Source organism: Pseudomonas sp. P1_F7, assembly GCF_056405655.1.
On record NZ_JBFUBR010000013.1, the window covers coordinates 121,842 to 135,806 of the forward strand.

Here is a 13,965-nt window from a genome sequence, read left to right on the forward strand (position 1 = left end):
GGGCGGCATTAATGGACGACTTGCCCATAGGGCCGATGCTCGCGGTAGTGACCCTGCTGGTTTTATGGTCGGGGCTGTTTACCGCCATCGAAGCGGCGCACCAGCATTTGCTGGCCCAGCGCACCGCAACGCGTTCCAGCGACAAACCGGTGGCGAAACTCAGCTTTCCCCTGGCCAGCCTGATTTTTTGCAACACCCTCTGCCGCGCACTCGTGGTGGTCATCAGCACCTTGCTGGCCATGTTCACCTGGGCCGAGAACGGCCCATGGGCGGCTTGCCTTGGGGCGGGCGCCATGTTGCTGGTGTTTTCCGACTATTTGCCCCGCGCCCTCGCCGCTCGCTATCCGGATGCGATCCTGGCCCAGGGCAACAACCTGCTGCGGGTGCCGCTGAAAATCATCTATCCCGCGGCATGGCTGCTCAACAGCATCAGTCAGTTGCTGACGCGGCCATTCGCCCGTAAAACCAAAGTGGTGCAACAGAGCGAGGACGAAACGCTGACGGAGCGGCATGCGCCCTCCGAAACCGTAAGCCGCCCTCACCCGCTGCCAGGCATCCACGCGCTGGACAACATCACCGTCAATGACATCCTGGTACCGCGCAGCGACGTGGACGGCATCAATCTCGATGACTCCATCGAAGAAATCATCGAACAATTGCGCCACAACAAGTGCACGCGCCTGCCGGTGTTCCACAGTGATATCAACCAGGTCGAAGCCGTCCTCAACACCCGGCACATCCTTCATTTGCTGCCCGATGCGAGCCTGACCAGGGAAGCGTTGCTGACGGCCAGCCACGAGCCGTACTTCGTGCCGGAAAGTACCCCGTTGCAGTTGCAACTGCTCAACTTCCATAAGCAGCAGCGACGCCTGGGCATGGTGGTCGACGAATACGGCGAAGTACTGGGTATCGTCACCCTGGAAGACATTCTCGAAGAAATCGTCGGCGAGTTCGAAAGCCAGCACAGCCTGGACAACCCGCACATTCATCCGCAAGCCGACGGACGCCTGGTGATCGACGGAGCTGCGTCCATTCGCGAGCTGAACAAGAGCCTCGGCTGGCACCTGCCCAGCGATGGCCCGAAAACCCTGAACGGTTTGGTCACCGAGGCCCTGGAGACCATTCCCGAAAGTGCGGTGTGCCTGAAGATCGGCCGGTATCGCCTGGAAATTCTCGAGACCGAGGACAACCGTGTCACGCGGGTGCTGATCTGGCAGACCAGCTCGATGCCGGTTGTAATCTAATGCCTGACATATCTCCCTGTGGCGGGGGGGGGTTGCCCCGCGCCCCAAACTGTTCCTACCTTGAACAGCGACCGTGCCTCCACCCACATCCCTGGGTTCTCGACCATAATAATTCGCTCCACTGGAGCACATGACTGTCAGGGATAACCGCATGACGACCAGCACGACTTACAGCGACTCCTCACCTGCGCAACCGACGAACTCCGCCACCCGCGTGGCCACCGCAAGCTTCATCGGTACCGCCATCGAGTTCTACGACTTCTACGTCTATGCAACCGCCGCCGCACTGGTGATCGGTCCGGTGTTCTTTCCGCAGACATCCGGCACCGCCCAGATGCTTTCGGCATTTCTCACGTTCGGCATCGCCTTCCTTGCACGCCCCTTGGGTTCGGCCCTTTTCGGTCACTTCGGCGACCGTATCGGCCGCAAGTCGACCCTGGTCGCCTCGCTGCTGCTGATGGGCGTGTGCACCACGCTGATCGGCGTGCTGCCGGGATACGACAGCATTGGTGCCTGGGCACCGATCCTGCTTTGCGTCCTGCGCTTCGGCCAAGGCCTTGGATTGGGTGGTGAATGGGGCGGTGCGGCATTGCTGGCCACGGAGAACGCACCGAAAGGCAAACGCGCGTGGTTCGGCATGTTCCCGCAACTGGGTCCATCCATCGGCTTTCTGGCGGCCAACGGCCTGTTCCTTACACTGGCGATGCTGCTCGACGACGAACAGTTCCGCTCATGGGGCTGGCGTATTCCGTTCCTGCTCAGCGCCGCACTGGTGATGGTTGGCCTGTACGTGCGCCTCAAGCTGCATGAAACGCCGGTGTTCGCCAACGCCGTGGCACGCCAGGAGCGAGTGAAGATCCCGCTGTTCGAGCTGTTCGGCCAATACTGGATGCCTGTACTGCTGGGGGCCGGTGCGATGGTGGTGTGCTATGCGCTGTTTTACATCTCCACCGTGTTCTCGCTGAGTTACGGTGTTTCGACACTCGGCTATAGCCGCGAAACCTTCCTCGCGCTGCTGTGCTTTGCCGTGCTGTTCATGGCGGCCGCCACACCGTTGTCAGCGTGGGCCAGCGACCGATACGGGCGTAAACCGGTGCTGATCATTGGCGGTGTACTGGCGATCCTGTCCGGTTTCCTCATGGAACCGCTGCTGACCCAAGGCTCGACCTGGGGTGTTGCGCTGTTCCTGTGCATCGAACTGTTTCTGATGGGCGTGACGTTTGCGCCGATGGGTGCGCTGCTGCCGGAACTGTTTCCCACCCACGTGCGCTACACCGGCGCCTCGGCGGCCTACAACCTGGGCGGTATCGTCGGCGCTTCCGCGGCGCCGTTCTTCGCCCAGAAACTGGTGGCGATGGGCGGATTGAGTTACGTCGGCGGTTATGTGTCCGGGGCGGCTGTGCTGAGTTTGATTGCGGTGCTGTGCCTGAAGGAAACGCGGCATAACGATTTGAATCAGGTTGTCTGACAGAGCGCCATCGCGGGCTTGCCCGCGATGGCGCCTTTGCTGACAAAACACTCCCCGAAAAAACAATTTTCCCCCAGCACATTGTCACCTCGCTCTACGCGCATCGGCTCATCCCCGCTATACTTCCCGGCTTTTCCTGAATAAATGCCAATAGGGTCCCGCCGCGCATGGATAAGACCTACCAGCCGCACGCCATTGAAACTTCCTGGTACAACACCTGGGAGTCAGAGAATTACTTCGCCCCGCAAGGCGCGGGCGAGTCCTACACCATCATGATCCCGCCGCCGAACGTCACCGGCAGCCTGCACATGGGTCACGGCTTCAACAACGCGATCATGGACGCCCTGATCCGTTTCCGCCGCATGCAGGGTCGCAATACCCTGTGGCAGCCAGGTACCGACCACGCCGGTATCGCCACGCAGATGCTGGTGGAGCGTCAGCTCGAAGCCAAGGGCCAGAGCCGCCACGACCTGGGCCGCGAGAAATTCCTCGAGAAAGTCTGGGAGTGGAAGGATGAGTCCGGTGGCAACATCAGCCGCCAGATCCGCCGCCTCGGCTCGTCCGTAGACTGGAGCCGCGAGCGCTTCACCATGGACGACGGCCTCTCGGAAGCCGTTAAAGAAGCGTTCGTCCGTTTGCACGAAGACGGCCTGATCTACCGCGGCAAGCGCCTGGTCAACTGGGACACCAAGCTGCACACGGCGATTTCCGACCTCGAAGTGGAGAACCACGACGAGAAAGGTTTCCTGTGGAACCTGAAATACCCGCTGGCCGACGGCACCAAGACCGCTGAAGGCAACGATTTCCTGATCGTCGCGACCACTCGCCCGGAAACCATGCTCGGCGACTCCGCCGTGGCCGTTAACCCGAACGATGAACGCTACAAAGCCCTGATCGGCAAATTTGTCGAGCTGCCACTGGTTGGCCGCCGTATCCCGATCATCGCCGACGATTATTGCGACCCAGAATTCGGCACCGGCTGTGTGAAAATCACCCCGGCCCACGACTTCAACGACTACGAAGTCGGCAAGCGTCACAACCTGCCGCTGCTGAACATCTTCGACAAGAACGCCGCCGTCCTGCCGGCCTGCCAGGTGTTCAACCTCGACGGCACGCTGAACGAAACCATCGACGGCAAGATCCCGGCCGAATACGCCGGCCTCGACCGCTTCGAAGCCCGCAAGCAGATCGTGGCCGCGTTCGACGCCGTCGGACTGTTGGTCAGTGTTGACGATCACGCCCTGAAAGTGCCGAAAGGCGACCGCTCCGGCACCGTTATCGAGCCGTGGCTGACCGACCAGTGGTACGTATCCACCAAGCCTTTGGCCGAGCCTGCGATTGCCGCCGTTGAAGACGGCCGTATCCAGTTCGTGCCGAAACAGTACGAAAACATGTACTTCTCGTGGATGCGCGACATCCAGGATTGGTGCATCAGCCGTCAGCTGTGGTGGGGCCACCGGATTCCGGCCTGGTACGACGAATCGGGCAAGGTCTACGTCGGTCGCGACGAAGCCGAAGTGCGTGCCAAGCACAACCTCGGCCCGGACGTTGCACTGCAACAGGACAATGACGTTCTCGACACCTGGTTCAGCTCGGGCCTGTGGACGTTCTCCACCCTCGGCTGGCCGGAAAAAACCGAATTCCTGAAGAAATTCCACTCCACCGACGTCCTGGTGACTGGCTTCGACATCATTTTCTTCTGGGTTGCCCGGATGATCATGCTCACCATGCATTTGGTGAAAAACGAAGACGGCACGCCGCAGGTTCCGTTCAAGACCGTGTACGTTCACGGCCTGGTGCGTGACGGCCAGGGCCAGAAGATGTCCAAGTCCAAGGGCAACGTCCTGGACCCGCTGGACATCATCGACGGCATCGAGCTCGAAGCCCTGGTGCAGAAACGCACCTCCGGCATGATGCAGCCGAAACTGGCGAAGAAGATCGAGAAGCAGACCCGCGACGAGTTCGCCGAAGGCATCGCCAGCTACGGCACCGACGCCCTGCGCTTCACCTTCTGCTCGCTGGCCTCCACCGGTCGCGACATCAAGTTCGACATGGGCCGCGTCGAAGGCTATCGCAACTTCTGCAACAAGATCTGGAACGCGGCGCGCTACGTGCTGGACAAGGGCGAAGACTGCGGCCAGAACGGCGAAGCCTTTGAGCTGTCCCTGGCCGACCGCTGGATCATTTCGCAGCTGCAACGCACCGAAGCTGAAGTGACCCGTCAACTCGACCAGTTCCGTTTCGACCTGGCCGCACAAGCCTTGTACGAGTTCATCTGGAACCAGTATTGCGACTGGTACCTGGAGCTGTCCAAGCCTGTGCTGTGGGACGAGAATGCTCCGGTCGAACGCCAGCGCGGCACCCGTCGTACCCTGGTGCGTGTACTGGAAGTCGCCCTGCGTCTGGCGCACCCGTTCATGCCGTTCATCACCGAAGAAATCTGGCAGCGCATCGCGCCGCTGGCCGGCATCGATGGCAAGACGATCATGCTGCAACCTTGGCCGGTGGCCAACGAAACACGCATCGATCAGGCGGCCGAAGATGACATCGAATGGCTCAAGGGCCTGATGCTCGGCACCCGTAATATCCGTGGCGAAATGAACATCGGCCCGGGCAAACCGCTGCCGCTGTTCCTGAAGAACGTCAGCGCCGAGGATCAGCGTCGTCTGACCGAGAACGAAGCCCTGCTGAAGAAACTGGCGCGCCTCGAATCGATCACCGTGCTGGCTGCTGGCGAAGAAGCACCGCTGTCCGCCACCGCTCTGGTCGGCGAGATGGAAGTGCTGGTGCCAATGGCCGGCTTGATCGACAAAGGTGCGGAACTGGCGCGTCTGGACAAGGAAATCCAGCGTCTGCAAGGTGAAGTGCAACGTGTCGGCGGCAAGCTGTCCAACGCCGGTTTCGTTGACAAGGCACCAGCCGAAGTCATCGAGAAAGAACGCGCCAAACTGGCCGAGGCCGAACAGGCCCTGGGCAAGCTGGCCGAGCAGCATGCGCGGATTGCCAGCCTGTAAGGGTAAATCGCAATAAATGAGGGAGGCCCATGCGGCCTCCCTTTTTTTATCCAAAAAAAAACAACAAATCCCCTGTAGGAGCTGCCGCAGGCTGCGATCTTTTGACTTTGCTTAAAAAACAAGATCAAAAGACGGCCGCCGCCCCGAAGGAAAAGGCCAGCCTGCACCCGCGTAATCGCCATCAGGGTCGCTACGACTTTCCGACACTGATCAAAAGCGCCCCGGAATTGAAGAAATTCGTGATCATCAATCCGTACGGCAAGGAAAGCATCGACTTCGCCAGCCCGGAAGCCGTGCGGGTGTTCAACCGGGCACTGCTCAAGTCGTTCTATGGCATCGCTCACTGGGACATTCCGGCCGACTACCTGTGCCCACCGGTGCCAGGCCGTGCCGATTACGTGCACTTCCTCGCCGACCTACTGGCCAGTGGCAATGACGGCGTGATCCCCCGTGGCGCCGCCGTAAAGGTGCTAGACATCGGCATGGGCGCCAACTGCGTGTATCCGCTGATCGGTTACAGCGACTATCGCTGGCAGTTCCTCGGTTCCGATATCGATGCAACCGCCATCGCCGCGGCGAAGGCCATCATTCAATCCAATGGCCTGAACAAAGCGATCCAGGTACGCCAGCAGAGCAACCCCAAGCAGATCCTCACTGGCCTGCTGGAGAGCGCAGAGCGGTTCGACCTGACCATGTGCAACCCGCCATTCCACGCCTCGCTGGATGAGGCCACACGAGGCAGCACGCGCAAATGGCGCGCCCTGGGCAAAGCCGATCCGAAACGCAAGCTGCCGGTTTTGAACTTTGGCGGCCAGTCGGCCGAGTTATGGTGCGAAGGCGGTGAAGTACGGTTCGTGACCCAATTGGTCAGCGAAAGCGAGCAGGTCGCTCAGCAGGTGCTTTGGTTCAGTACGTTGTTATCAAAGGCGTCCAACCTGCCGGCGATCCAAACCGCCCTGAAAAAGGCCGGCGCCCTGGAAAGCCAGGTAGTGGAAATGTCCCAAGGGCAGAAGCAGAGCCGCTTCGTCGCCTGGACCTTCCAGACCAAAGCGCAACAACAGGCCTGGCGTCAGGCACGATGGTCGAAAGCTACAGCCGAGTAAAACGCTGGACACACAAAAAAGCCGTGCCCGGATGACTCCTGTACACGGCTTTAACAGACCTAGCGGTTAACAGTAACTCTCAGATCTGTAACCACCAACTGCCTGACAACTTTCCTGCAACTTCGATAACAGGAAAGTTTAGATATCTTCGCTTTAACGTTTTGTACGAACATTCTCTGTGAACGCACAGGCTCGCGCCTCCTTACTATCGCAGTGATACTGACCATACCATTGCTCCCATGGCCCACTGGTATCAATACTTACGATAGTTCCCTCTCGTTTGTATCTCATATCCAGATCGCCTCCATTTTTCAGTTTGTAACCACAACGCAGAATTTCACCGGCTACAGTGCCACCTTCGGCTGCTACGCGAGGTGCGAATATCGCCAGCTCGAACTCACCTACCAGTCCACGCCCGGTTTGCGAAACGCCGTACCATTCTCCGTCGCCACTTGCTGTCGAGGCTTTATAGGAACCTGCTGCAAACTCCTTGATGTCAGAAGGGCTTGGGCAGTACTCGGTAACATTTGCCAAAGCCTGGCCGGACACCAGAAACGACACACACAACAACAACTGTTTAACTTTCATAAAAACGTCCCTGTGACGAACAACTGAAATTTGGTTTTGGCTCTTTACGCAAAGCCATGCGCGACACCTTATTGATACTACCGACCCAAGGCGCGCACTCAACTATCAGTTCTGTAGGAGCGTTCGTTTTATACAGAGAGAAAAGTGCTATTCGGCGCAACCGCGCTATCCCTATCAGACGCGCAGGCAACAACTACTTTCAAACAAATGGATTATTCCAACAATTCACCTTGCGTAAATCGTTATAGCGCCCACAAAAAAACCGTGCCCGGATCGCTCCGGTGCACGGTTTTTTTTAACAAGTCTTACTTGTTAACAGCGTCGGTCAGGCCTTTGGCCACAACCAGCTTGATCACTTTCTTGGCAGCGATTTCGATGGCAGCGCCAGTCGAAGGGTTACGGCCGGTACGGGCAGGGCGCTCAGTCACTTTCAGCTTGCCGATACCTGGCAGAGTGATTTCGCCGCCGTTTTCCAGCTGATCGGCAACGATTTGGCCCAGTTGGTCCAGAGCGTTACGCGCGGTGGTTTTCGGCGCGTCGATAGCTTCAGCGATGTCGGCGATCAGTTGGTCTTTAGTAAGAGCCATTTAGTGTTCCTTCCCTATCAAATTCATATGGATTGCAGAGTGCAATGTCAGCTATCGAGCCCGATCTTTTGGATCCGGCACCCTCGGCCAAATAACCTCGGGATCGGGGTTATAGATACCGAAATCAGGGTTTGGTTCGACCTGACAAATGCTGACTGCACGCTTAACGCAGTGACTTCGCGCAAGACCGGGCAAAGCTAGCACACAGACGTGGAAATATCCGCCTCTAGCTACCCATTTGGTCAGCTTTATTGCGCTAAAACAGGAAAAAAACGCATAAGCGCCGCCGGTCGCCCGCCAATTGCCCTTCGCACCGCGCCAAAACCAGTGGTTGCGGTACACTGGGCGCTTTTTCGGGGGAGCACGCCCTCCTCTCTTCATTCAGCCGAGAAGCCCATGCCGATCCGTCATTGCATCGTCCACCTGATCGACAAAAAACCCGACGGCACACCTGCAGTTCTCCACGCCCGTGACTCTGAACTGGCTGAGTCCGCGGCCATCGAGAACATGCTCGCCGACCTCAACGAAAGCTATAACGCCAAACAGGGAAAAGCCTGGGGCCTGTTCCATCCGGAATCCGGCGCGTTCCCGTTCAGCGGCTGGCTGAAGGAGTACCTCGAGGGCGGCCAGGATTTCACTGCATTCAGCCGCGTGGCGGTCGAGCATTTGCAGAAGCTGATGGAAGAGTCGAACCTGTCGGTCGGCGGCCACGTGCTGTTCGCACACTATCAGCAAGGCATGACCGACTACCTGGCCATCGCCCTGCTGCACCACAGTGAAGGCGTGGCCGTGACCGACGAACTGGACGTGACCCCGTCCCGTCACCTGGACCTGGGTCAATTGCACCTGGCGGCGCGGATCAACGTTTCCGAGTGGCAGAACAACAAACAATCCAAGCAGTACATTTCGTTCATCAAAGGCAAGAACGGCAAAAAGGTTTCGGAGTATTTCCGCGACTTCATTGGCTGCCAGGAAGGCGTCGACGGTCCGGGTGAAACCCGCACCCTGCTCAAAGCCTTCAGTGATTTCGTTGAAAGCGAAGACCTGCCGGAGGACGACGCCCGCGAGAAAACCAAAACCCTGGTGGATTACGCCAGCAGCCAGGCCAAGCTCGGTGAGCCGATGGGTCTGGAAGAGTTGTCGGGCCTTATCGACGAAGAACGCCCGAAGGCCTTCTACGATCACATCCGCAACAAGGATTACGGCCTCTCGCCGGAAATCCCGGCCGATAAACGCACCCTGAACCAGTTCCGCCGATTCACTGGCCGCGCCGAAGGTCTGTCGATCAGTTTCGAAGCCCACCTGCTGGGCTCGAAGATCGAGTACGACGAAGAAGCCGGCACGTTGATCATCAAGGGCCTGCCCACTTCGCTCACCGATCAGCTGAAGCGTCGCAACTGATGCTCGGCGGCGTACTGAAGAAATTCCTGCTGATCCTGCTGGTGGTCGTGGCCTATCAGAACTGGGGCAAGATCGAGCGGGTGTTCAATCCTTCGCAAGCGGTAGCTGCGCAGACCCAGGCCAAGGCCAACGTCGTGCTCTACGCCACCGAGTGGTGTGGTTACTGCAAGCTGACTCGGCGCTTCCTCGATCAGAAAGGCATTCCGTACAAGGAATTCGATATCGAGAAGGATGCTGTCGCACGCGGGGACTATCAGGCACTGGGCGGTGGCGGCATTCCGATCATCGATGTGAACGGGACGCTGATTCGCGGGTATGACCCGGATGCGATTCTGGCTGCACTGAAGTAACTGTGGGAGCGAGCTTGCTCGCGATGAGGCCAACACAGCCAACAATTTTGTTGAATGTCAGTCCGCCATCGCGAGCAAGCTCGCTCCCACAAGGTTTTTTCAGCAGGCTTCGATCCTGAATCCAAACCGCGGGAAGTGCACATGCACCACACCGCCACGCTCGTCCTTGCGCCGTACAATCAGCTCCTCGCGACCGGCAAACAACAACTCCCCTGCCACCGGATCTACACCGTAGTCCGTGGCTGCGATCACTACCTGCTGCCCCGCCTTGAATCCATTGGGATCGACGAATTGCTCATCCGGCAAGGCCGCTGGCGTGGACGTGCGCGCGACCTCCAGTGCCTCCTCGGACGTCATCTCGCTGGAAGCGCCATGACCGAAGCCCAATACCCGAGAGTGCCACGCATTGACTGCCGGATAAGCTTCGACCAGCGGAGCAGTCACCGGTGTGGCCTTGAGGAACCAGAGGCAATGAGCCAGGGCAAAGTCGGCAATCGACGGTTCACCGAACAGGAAATCACCCTCTTCGCGCTGCAACTGCAGCTCCAGGCGCGACATGATCGTTGGCCACTGATGCTTCGCCTGTTCGGTAGACAGTTTTGTCGCACTACCACCACTGAAAAAGCCGCCACGGTCGGCCAGAAACGCCTTGATCGCTTCCGGCGACAAATTGCCAAAGCGCACCGCTATCGATTCCGGCTGGAACACCAGGCTGACCGCATGCTGGAACACCACTGAGTCGGCCCAGGCTGCAAACGACGCGGCGATCATTTCCTGGCCTTCCGGGAAGAACGCCGGCAAGGCTTTTTCCTGCTCCAGTCGCCGGGCAATCAACGCCGTGTCGCAATAGATATCGGCACCGACCTGCAGCACCGGTGTCTTGCGGTAGCCACCGGTCAACGCCGTGAGATCCGGTTTTGGCATCACTGGCGAGATCTTCACCGAGCGCCAGGACAAGCCCTTGAAGCCCAGCAGCAGGCGGGCCTTCTCGGCAAAGGGGGACGTCGGGTAATGATGCAGAATCAACTCGGACATGCTCGGCTCCGCCGCAAGAATCAGGAGTCCGCAGCTTAGCGCGCAATCACCTGGCAGCCTACAGATCTGCCTGATGGGAACCGATCAGTCAGAGTGATAAGCCAGAGGCAGCACTCGCCACCAGGCATTCCTTGGCGCTCTTCTTGAGTTTTTTGATCAGCCGTTCCTGACGTAACGCATCGCTTTTATCGCGACAGCGCTCGGTGTAGACCAGGGCCATGGCAGGGCTGGAAAGAAAGAAGCGTGCGCCCTTGCCGCTTTGATGCTTGGCGAAGCGGCGCACGGGGTCATCGCTGATCCCGCAATAGAGCGAACCGTTGGCGGCGCGAACGAGGTAGACGAACCAGGTTTTGCTCGCGGGGGTGTCGGCGTCGACAGGACTTTCGCTGAGGGTGGTCACGTAACGATCAGGGCTTGAAGGAGTACAAGCCGCGATCTTATCAGCGACTGGCCTGGAATGCCTTCAGGCCCTTCAATGCCTGGGCGCGAACGGCGTTTCTCACCAGCGGCGTCCAGCCCAACAGAAGGCCTTTGAAACCCAATGCCTGACGCGACCAGGTCCATAGATCGAAACTGTCGTGGTGCTCGCAAATCTTGCCGTCACGGAAGACAAAACGCGCCTGGATATCGTTGATCACGGTATTGCCGGTCTGGCTGAACAGATAGGTCGCGACCCAATGGGCACCACCGGTGCGCTCATCGGCGTGAACATGATCGAAGGTCAGGGAAAAGTCCTTGGCCCGAGTGGTCAGCATGCGCCACATGTCACCGGCATCGCGACCGCGAAGCTCGCCGAACGCAGGATCACTGAACACCACATCATCGGTGTAGCAGGCAGCCATGGCTTCGCCATCGAGACGCTGGAAAGCCTGGTAGAACCGGGTGATCAAGGCGCTGTGGATTTCACTCATGGGCAGACTCCCTGTTGTGCAATGGGTATCGAAAGATTGTCTGCACGATAGTCTGCAAATCTGTCGAACACTATCGGCATTCGCAAGACGAATACCGATAGTGTGTGGGGTCAGACCTTTTCGCTTTCGACCTGCACGTACAACGCACGTCCGGCCCCCAGACCGGCGAGGATCGCACCAAGGCCAATGACGCCGAAGATCCAGCCCACTGCCGACCAACCGCCGGTCCAGTCATGCACGATACCGACCGCGAACGGCCCCATGGACGCCAGGGTATAACCAAAGCCCTGGGCCATGCTCGACAGGTTCGCCGCGACATGGGAGTCCCGCGAGCGCAGCACGATCAGGGTCAACGCCAGGCTGAACGTGGCGCCCTGCCCCAGCCCCAGCACAATTGCCCAGCCCCACAGGCCTTCAATCGGGGCGTAAAGGCAGCCGAACAGACCGCCGAGGGTCAAGGCCATCACGATCACAATCGCCAGGCGCTGGTCCTTGCCACGCGTCGCCAGCCACGGTGCCGCGAGGGAGCTGACCAGTTGCACGATCACCGAACCCGACAGCACCAGCCCGGCCTGGGTCGGGGTCAGGCCGCGACCGATCAGGATCGACGGCAACCAGCCGAACACGATGTAGGCCAGGGACGATTGCAGGCCCATGTACAGGGTCACCTGCCAGGCCAGCGGATCACGCAGCAATCCTCGAACGCGGTACGCCACGTTGTGCGCGCCGTGTTTCTGGCCGACTTGCGGCAGCCAGAACAAAGCGGCTGCTAATGCCGGAATAACCCAGAAGCCGAGACCCAGCGCCCAGCTCTTGTCGAAATGCTCGCTCAGCGGCACCGTCGCACCCGCCGCCATCGCTGCGCCCAGGCACAGGGCCATGGTGTAAACGCCGGTCATGGTCCCGGCCTGCTTCGGGAAATCGCGCTTGACGATGCCGGGCAGCAACACGCCGATCACGCCGATGCTGGCACCGGCGAGCACGCTGCCGGCAAACAAGCCCATCTCGCCAAAGGAACTGCGCAGGATGATCCCGCCCGCCAGGGTCAGGAGAATGCCCAGCACCACCCGCTCCGCACCAAATCGCCGCGCCATCACGGGTGCCAACGGCGCAAACAGGCCAAGGCATAGCACCGGCAACGTCGTCAGCAATCCTGCCGCGGACGCCGACAGGCCAAGGGACTTCGAGACCTCACTGAGCATCGGCGCCATGCTCGACAGCGCCGGGCGCAGATTCAGTGCCACCAGAATCAGGCCCAGCAGCAACAGCCAGGGCCGACGCAGAACCGGGTGGGCTTGCTGGACCTGTTCGTCATCGGCCTCGGCGTCGATCAGCAATTCTTCCAGCTCTGCCGAGCGTTTGGATGCTGTGGATAATTCACTGCGGTGCATGGACTTCTCGGTTTCAAGGTTCATTGATCAACTGCCTCGACAGGGCCTTGGCCCGCTCCGGGTCGCGTTGTTCGACGGCATCGAGCAACTCGATGTGCAGGTCGAACACTTCCTGGCGGCGCGGGACGATGCTCAGGGTCTGGCGCAACTGCGCGCTGACGACGCTGGAGAAATAGCGATACAACTCGCTGAGGGTCGGGTTGTGCGCGGCGTCCACCAACCGGCGGTGGAACACCAGATCGCAGGCGATGTAGGTATCGAGATCACCGTGATAGTGGCTACCGCTGACACCCAGTGCCTCGCGCAATGCCACCAGGTCTTCATCGGTACGGCGCATGGCTGCCAGGCCGATGGCCTCGACTTCGAGGATGTGCCGGGTTTCGCGAGCCTGTTCAAGAGAACAGCGTGATAGCGCCTTGAGCGTGTCCAGTGGATCGACCACTGCCCGCAGGTAACTGCCGTCGCCCTGACGGATTTCGATCAACCCGGAAAACGCCAGTACACGCATGGCTTCGCGCACGGTGTTGCGGCTGATGCCCAGCTCAGCGGACAACTCAGGTTCGGTGGGCAAACGCTGGCCCACGACCCACACGCCTTGGTTGATGCGCAGGCGCAACTGGTCCAGAGCCTGATCAACCAGGGATCGTTTTACTAATGGAGAGATTTCTGACATGGAATTCGCCCTCTCATCCAATCATAGGATGAATTTTCTGACATGGTAGTCAGCTTCATCCAATCAGGCAAGCCACCCTCTATCGCGTCTCACTGTGAGGCCTGAAGTCTCCTTAAGGCAGAAGATGAAATTCCTGACGACTGAAAGTGATTTCCCACCCAGGCCACACGAAAGAGCTGACATCCGAAATTGAGACAGAC

13 protein-coding genes are annotated in these 13,965 nt (G+C 59.3%); 6 read left to right on the forward strand and 7 right to left on the reverse strand.

Annotated elements, in window-relative coordinates:
- The first annotated feature begins 11 nt into the window (after positions 1–11).
- The 4 genes from AC1D1M_RS20055 (at position 12) to rlmF (ending at position 6,829) form a co-directional block, all read left to right on the forward strand.
- Positions 12–1,244: a transporter associated domain-containing protein gene (locus tag AC1D1M_RS20055; protein WP_477776962.1), complete on the forward strand. Its 1,233-nt coding sequence runs from the start codon at positions 12–14 to the stop codon at positions 1,242–1,244.
- A 151-nt stretch (positions 1,245–1,395) separates the two neighbouring features.
- Entirely contained in the window at positions 1,396–2,712 is a 1,317-nt protein-coding gene (locus AC1D1M_RS20060) for an MFS transporter (RefSeq protein ID WP_477776963.1), read from the forward strand.
- Between the two features lie 167 nt (positions 2,713–2,879).
- Entirely contained in the window at positions 2,880–5,726 is a 2,847-nt protein-coding gene (locus AC1D1M_RS20065; RefSeq protein ID WP_477776964.1) for a valine--tRNA ligase, read from the forward strand.
- Between the two features lie 101 nt (positions 5,727–5,827).
- Positions 5,828–6,829: a 23S rRNA (adenine(1618)-N(6))-methyltransferase RlmF gene (gene rlmF, locus AC1D1M_RS20070; RefSeq protein WP_477776965.1), complete on the forward strand. Its 1,002-nt coding sequence runs from the start codon at positions 5,828–5,830 to the stop codon at positions 6,827–6,829.
- 153 nt (positions 6,830–6,982) lie between these two features.
- Here the strand turns inward: rlmF and AC1D1M_RS20075 are convergent, their stop codons facing one another.
- Both AC1D1M_RS20075 and AC1D1M_RS20080 read right to left on the reverse strand, forming a co-directional pair.
- Positions 6,983–7,417, reverse strand: a complete 435-nt coding sequence (locus AC1D1M_RS20075; protein WP_477776966.1) for a DUF3757 domain-containing protein — start codon at positions 7,415–7,417, stop codon at positions 6,983–6,985.
- A gap of 305 nt (positions 7,418–7,722) precedes the next feature.
- Positions 7,723–8,004: an HU family DNA-binding protein gene (locus tag AC1D1M_RS20080; protein ID WP_007905514.1), complete on the reverse strand. Its 282-nt coding sequence runs from the start codon at positions 8,002–8,004 to the stop codon at positions 7,723–7,725.
- A gap of 396 nt (positions 8,005–8,400) precedes the next feature.
- On the opposite strand from AC1D1M_RS20080, the gene yejK reads away from it, so the two are divergent.
- A complete protein-coding gene (yejK, locus tag AC1D1M_RS20085) occupies positions 8,401–9,405 on the forward strand; it encodes a nucleoid-associated protein YejK (RefSeq protein WP_008018580.1) in 1,005 nt (334 codons plus the stop codon).
- Positions 9,405–9,755 carry a glutaredoxin family protein gene (locus tag AC1D1M_RS20090; protein WP_477776967.1) on the forward strand — a complete coding sequence of 117 codons (351 nt, stop codon included), beginning with the start codon at positions 9,405–9,407 and terminating at the stop codon, positions 9,753–9,755. The genes yejK and AC1D1M_RS20090 overlap by 1 nt, the downstream gene beginning before the upstream one ends.
- A gap of 99 nt (positions 9,756–9,854) precedes the next feature.
- On the opposite strand, the gene AC1D1M_RS20095 is transcribed toward AC1D1M_RS20090, so the two are convergent.
- The 5 genes from AC1D1M_RS20095 to AC1D1M_RS20115 form a co-directional block, all read right to left on the reverse strand.
- Positions 9,855–10,790: a glutathione S-transferase family protein gene (locus tag AC1D1M_RS20095; RefSeq protein ID WP_477776968.1), complete on the reverse strand. Its 936-nt coding sequence runs from the start codon at positions 10,788–10,790 to the stop codon at positions 9,855–9,857.
- Positions 10,791–10,878: 88 nt separating this feature from the next.
- A complete protein-coding gene (locus AC1D1M_RS20100; protein ID WP_477776969.1) occupies positions 10,879–11,190 on the reverse strand; it encodes a GIY-YIG nuclease family protein in 312 nt (103 codons plus the stop codon).
- Between the two features lie 40 nt (positions 11,191–11,230).
- Entirely contained in the window at positions 11,231–11,701 is a 471-nt protein-coding gene (locus AC1D1M_RS20105; protein WP_477776970.1) for a nuclear transport factor 2 family protein, read from the reverse strand.
- Between the two features lie 110 nt (positions 11,702–11,811).
- Positions 11,812–13,116, reverse strand: coding sequence for a CynX/NimT family MFS transporter (locus tag AC1D1M_RS20110; RefSeq protein ID WP_477776971.1), 1,305 nt, complete (start codon positions 13,114–13,116; stop codon positions 11,812–11,814).
- A complete protein-coding gene (locus AC1D1M_RS20115) occupies positions 13,106–13,765 on the reverse strand; it encodes a FadR/GntR family transcriptional regulator (RefSeq protein ID WP_477776972.1) in 660 nt (219 codons plus the stop codon). Before AC1D1M_RS20115 ends, AC1D1M_RS20110 begins: the two co-directional genes overlap by 11 nt.
- Between the last annotated feature and the right edge of the window lie 200 nt (positions 13,766–13,965).

What these genes read in the sequence shown, in the direction of transcription:
- AC1D1M_RS20090 (WP_477776967.1), top strand. Translation starts at nt 9,405, where the DNA reads ATGCTCGGCGGCGTACTGAAGAAATTCCTGCTGATCCTGCTGGTGGTC.
- AC1D1M_RS20065 (WP_477776964.1), top strand. Translation starts at nt 2,880, where the DNA reads ATGGATAAGACCTACCAGCCGCACGCCATTGAAACTTCCTGGTACAAC.
- AC1D1M_RS20105 (WP_477776970.1), bottom strand. Translation starts at nt 11,701, where the DNA reads ATGAGTGAAATCCACAGCGCCTTGATCACCCGGTTCTACCAGGCTTTC.
- AC1D1M_RS20060 (WP_477776963.1), top strand. Translation starts at nt 1,396, where the DNA reads ATGACGACCAGCACGACTTACAGCGACTCCTCACCTGCGCAACCGACG.
- yejK (WP_008018580.1), top strand. Translation starts at nt 8,401, where the DNA reads ATGCCGATCCGTCATTGCATCGTCCACCTGATCGACAAAAAACCCGAC.
- AC1D1M_RS20075 (WP_477776966.1), bottom strand. Translation starts at nt 7,417, where the DNA reads ATGAAAGTTAAACAGTTGTTGTTGTGTGTGTCGTTTCTGGTGTCCGGC.
- AC1D1M_RS20055 (WP_477776962.1), top strand. Translation starts at nt 12, where the DNA reads ATGGACGACTTGCCCATAGGGCCGATGCTCGCGGTAGTGACCCTGCTG.
- AC1D1M_RS20115 (WP_477776972.1), bottom strand. Translation starts at nt 13,765, where the DNA reads ATGTCAGAAATCTCTCCATTAGTAAAACGATCCCTGGTTGATCAGGCT.
- AC1D1M_RS20110 (WP_477776971.1), bottom strand. Translation starts at nt 13,116, where the DNA reads ATGAACCTTGAAACCGAGAAGTCCATGCACCGCAGTGAATTATCCACA.
- AC1D1M_RS20080 (WP_007905514.1), bottom strand. Translation starts at nt 8,004, where the DNA reads ATGGCTCTTACTAAAGACCAACTGATCGCCGACATCGCTGAAGCTATC.
- AC1D1M_RS20095 (WP_477776968.1), bottom strand. Translation starts at nt 10,790, where the DNA reads ATGTCCGAGTTGATTCTGCATCATTACCCGACGTCCCCCTTTGCCGAG.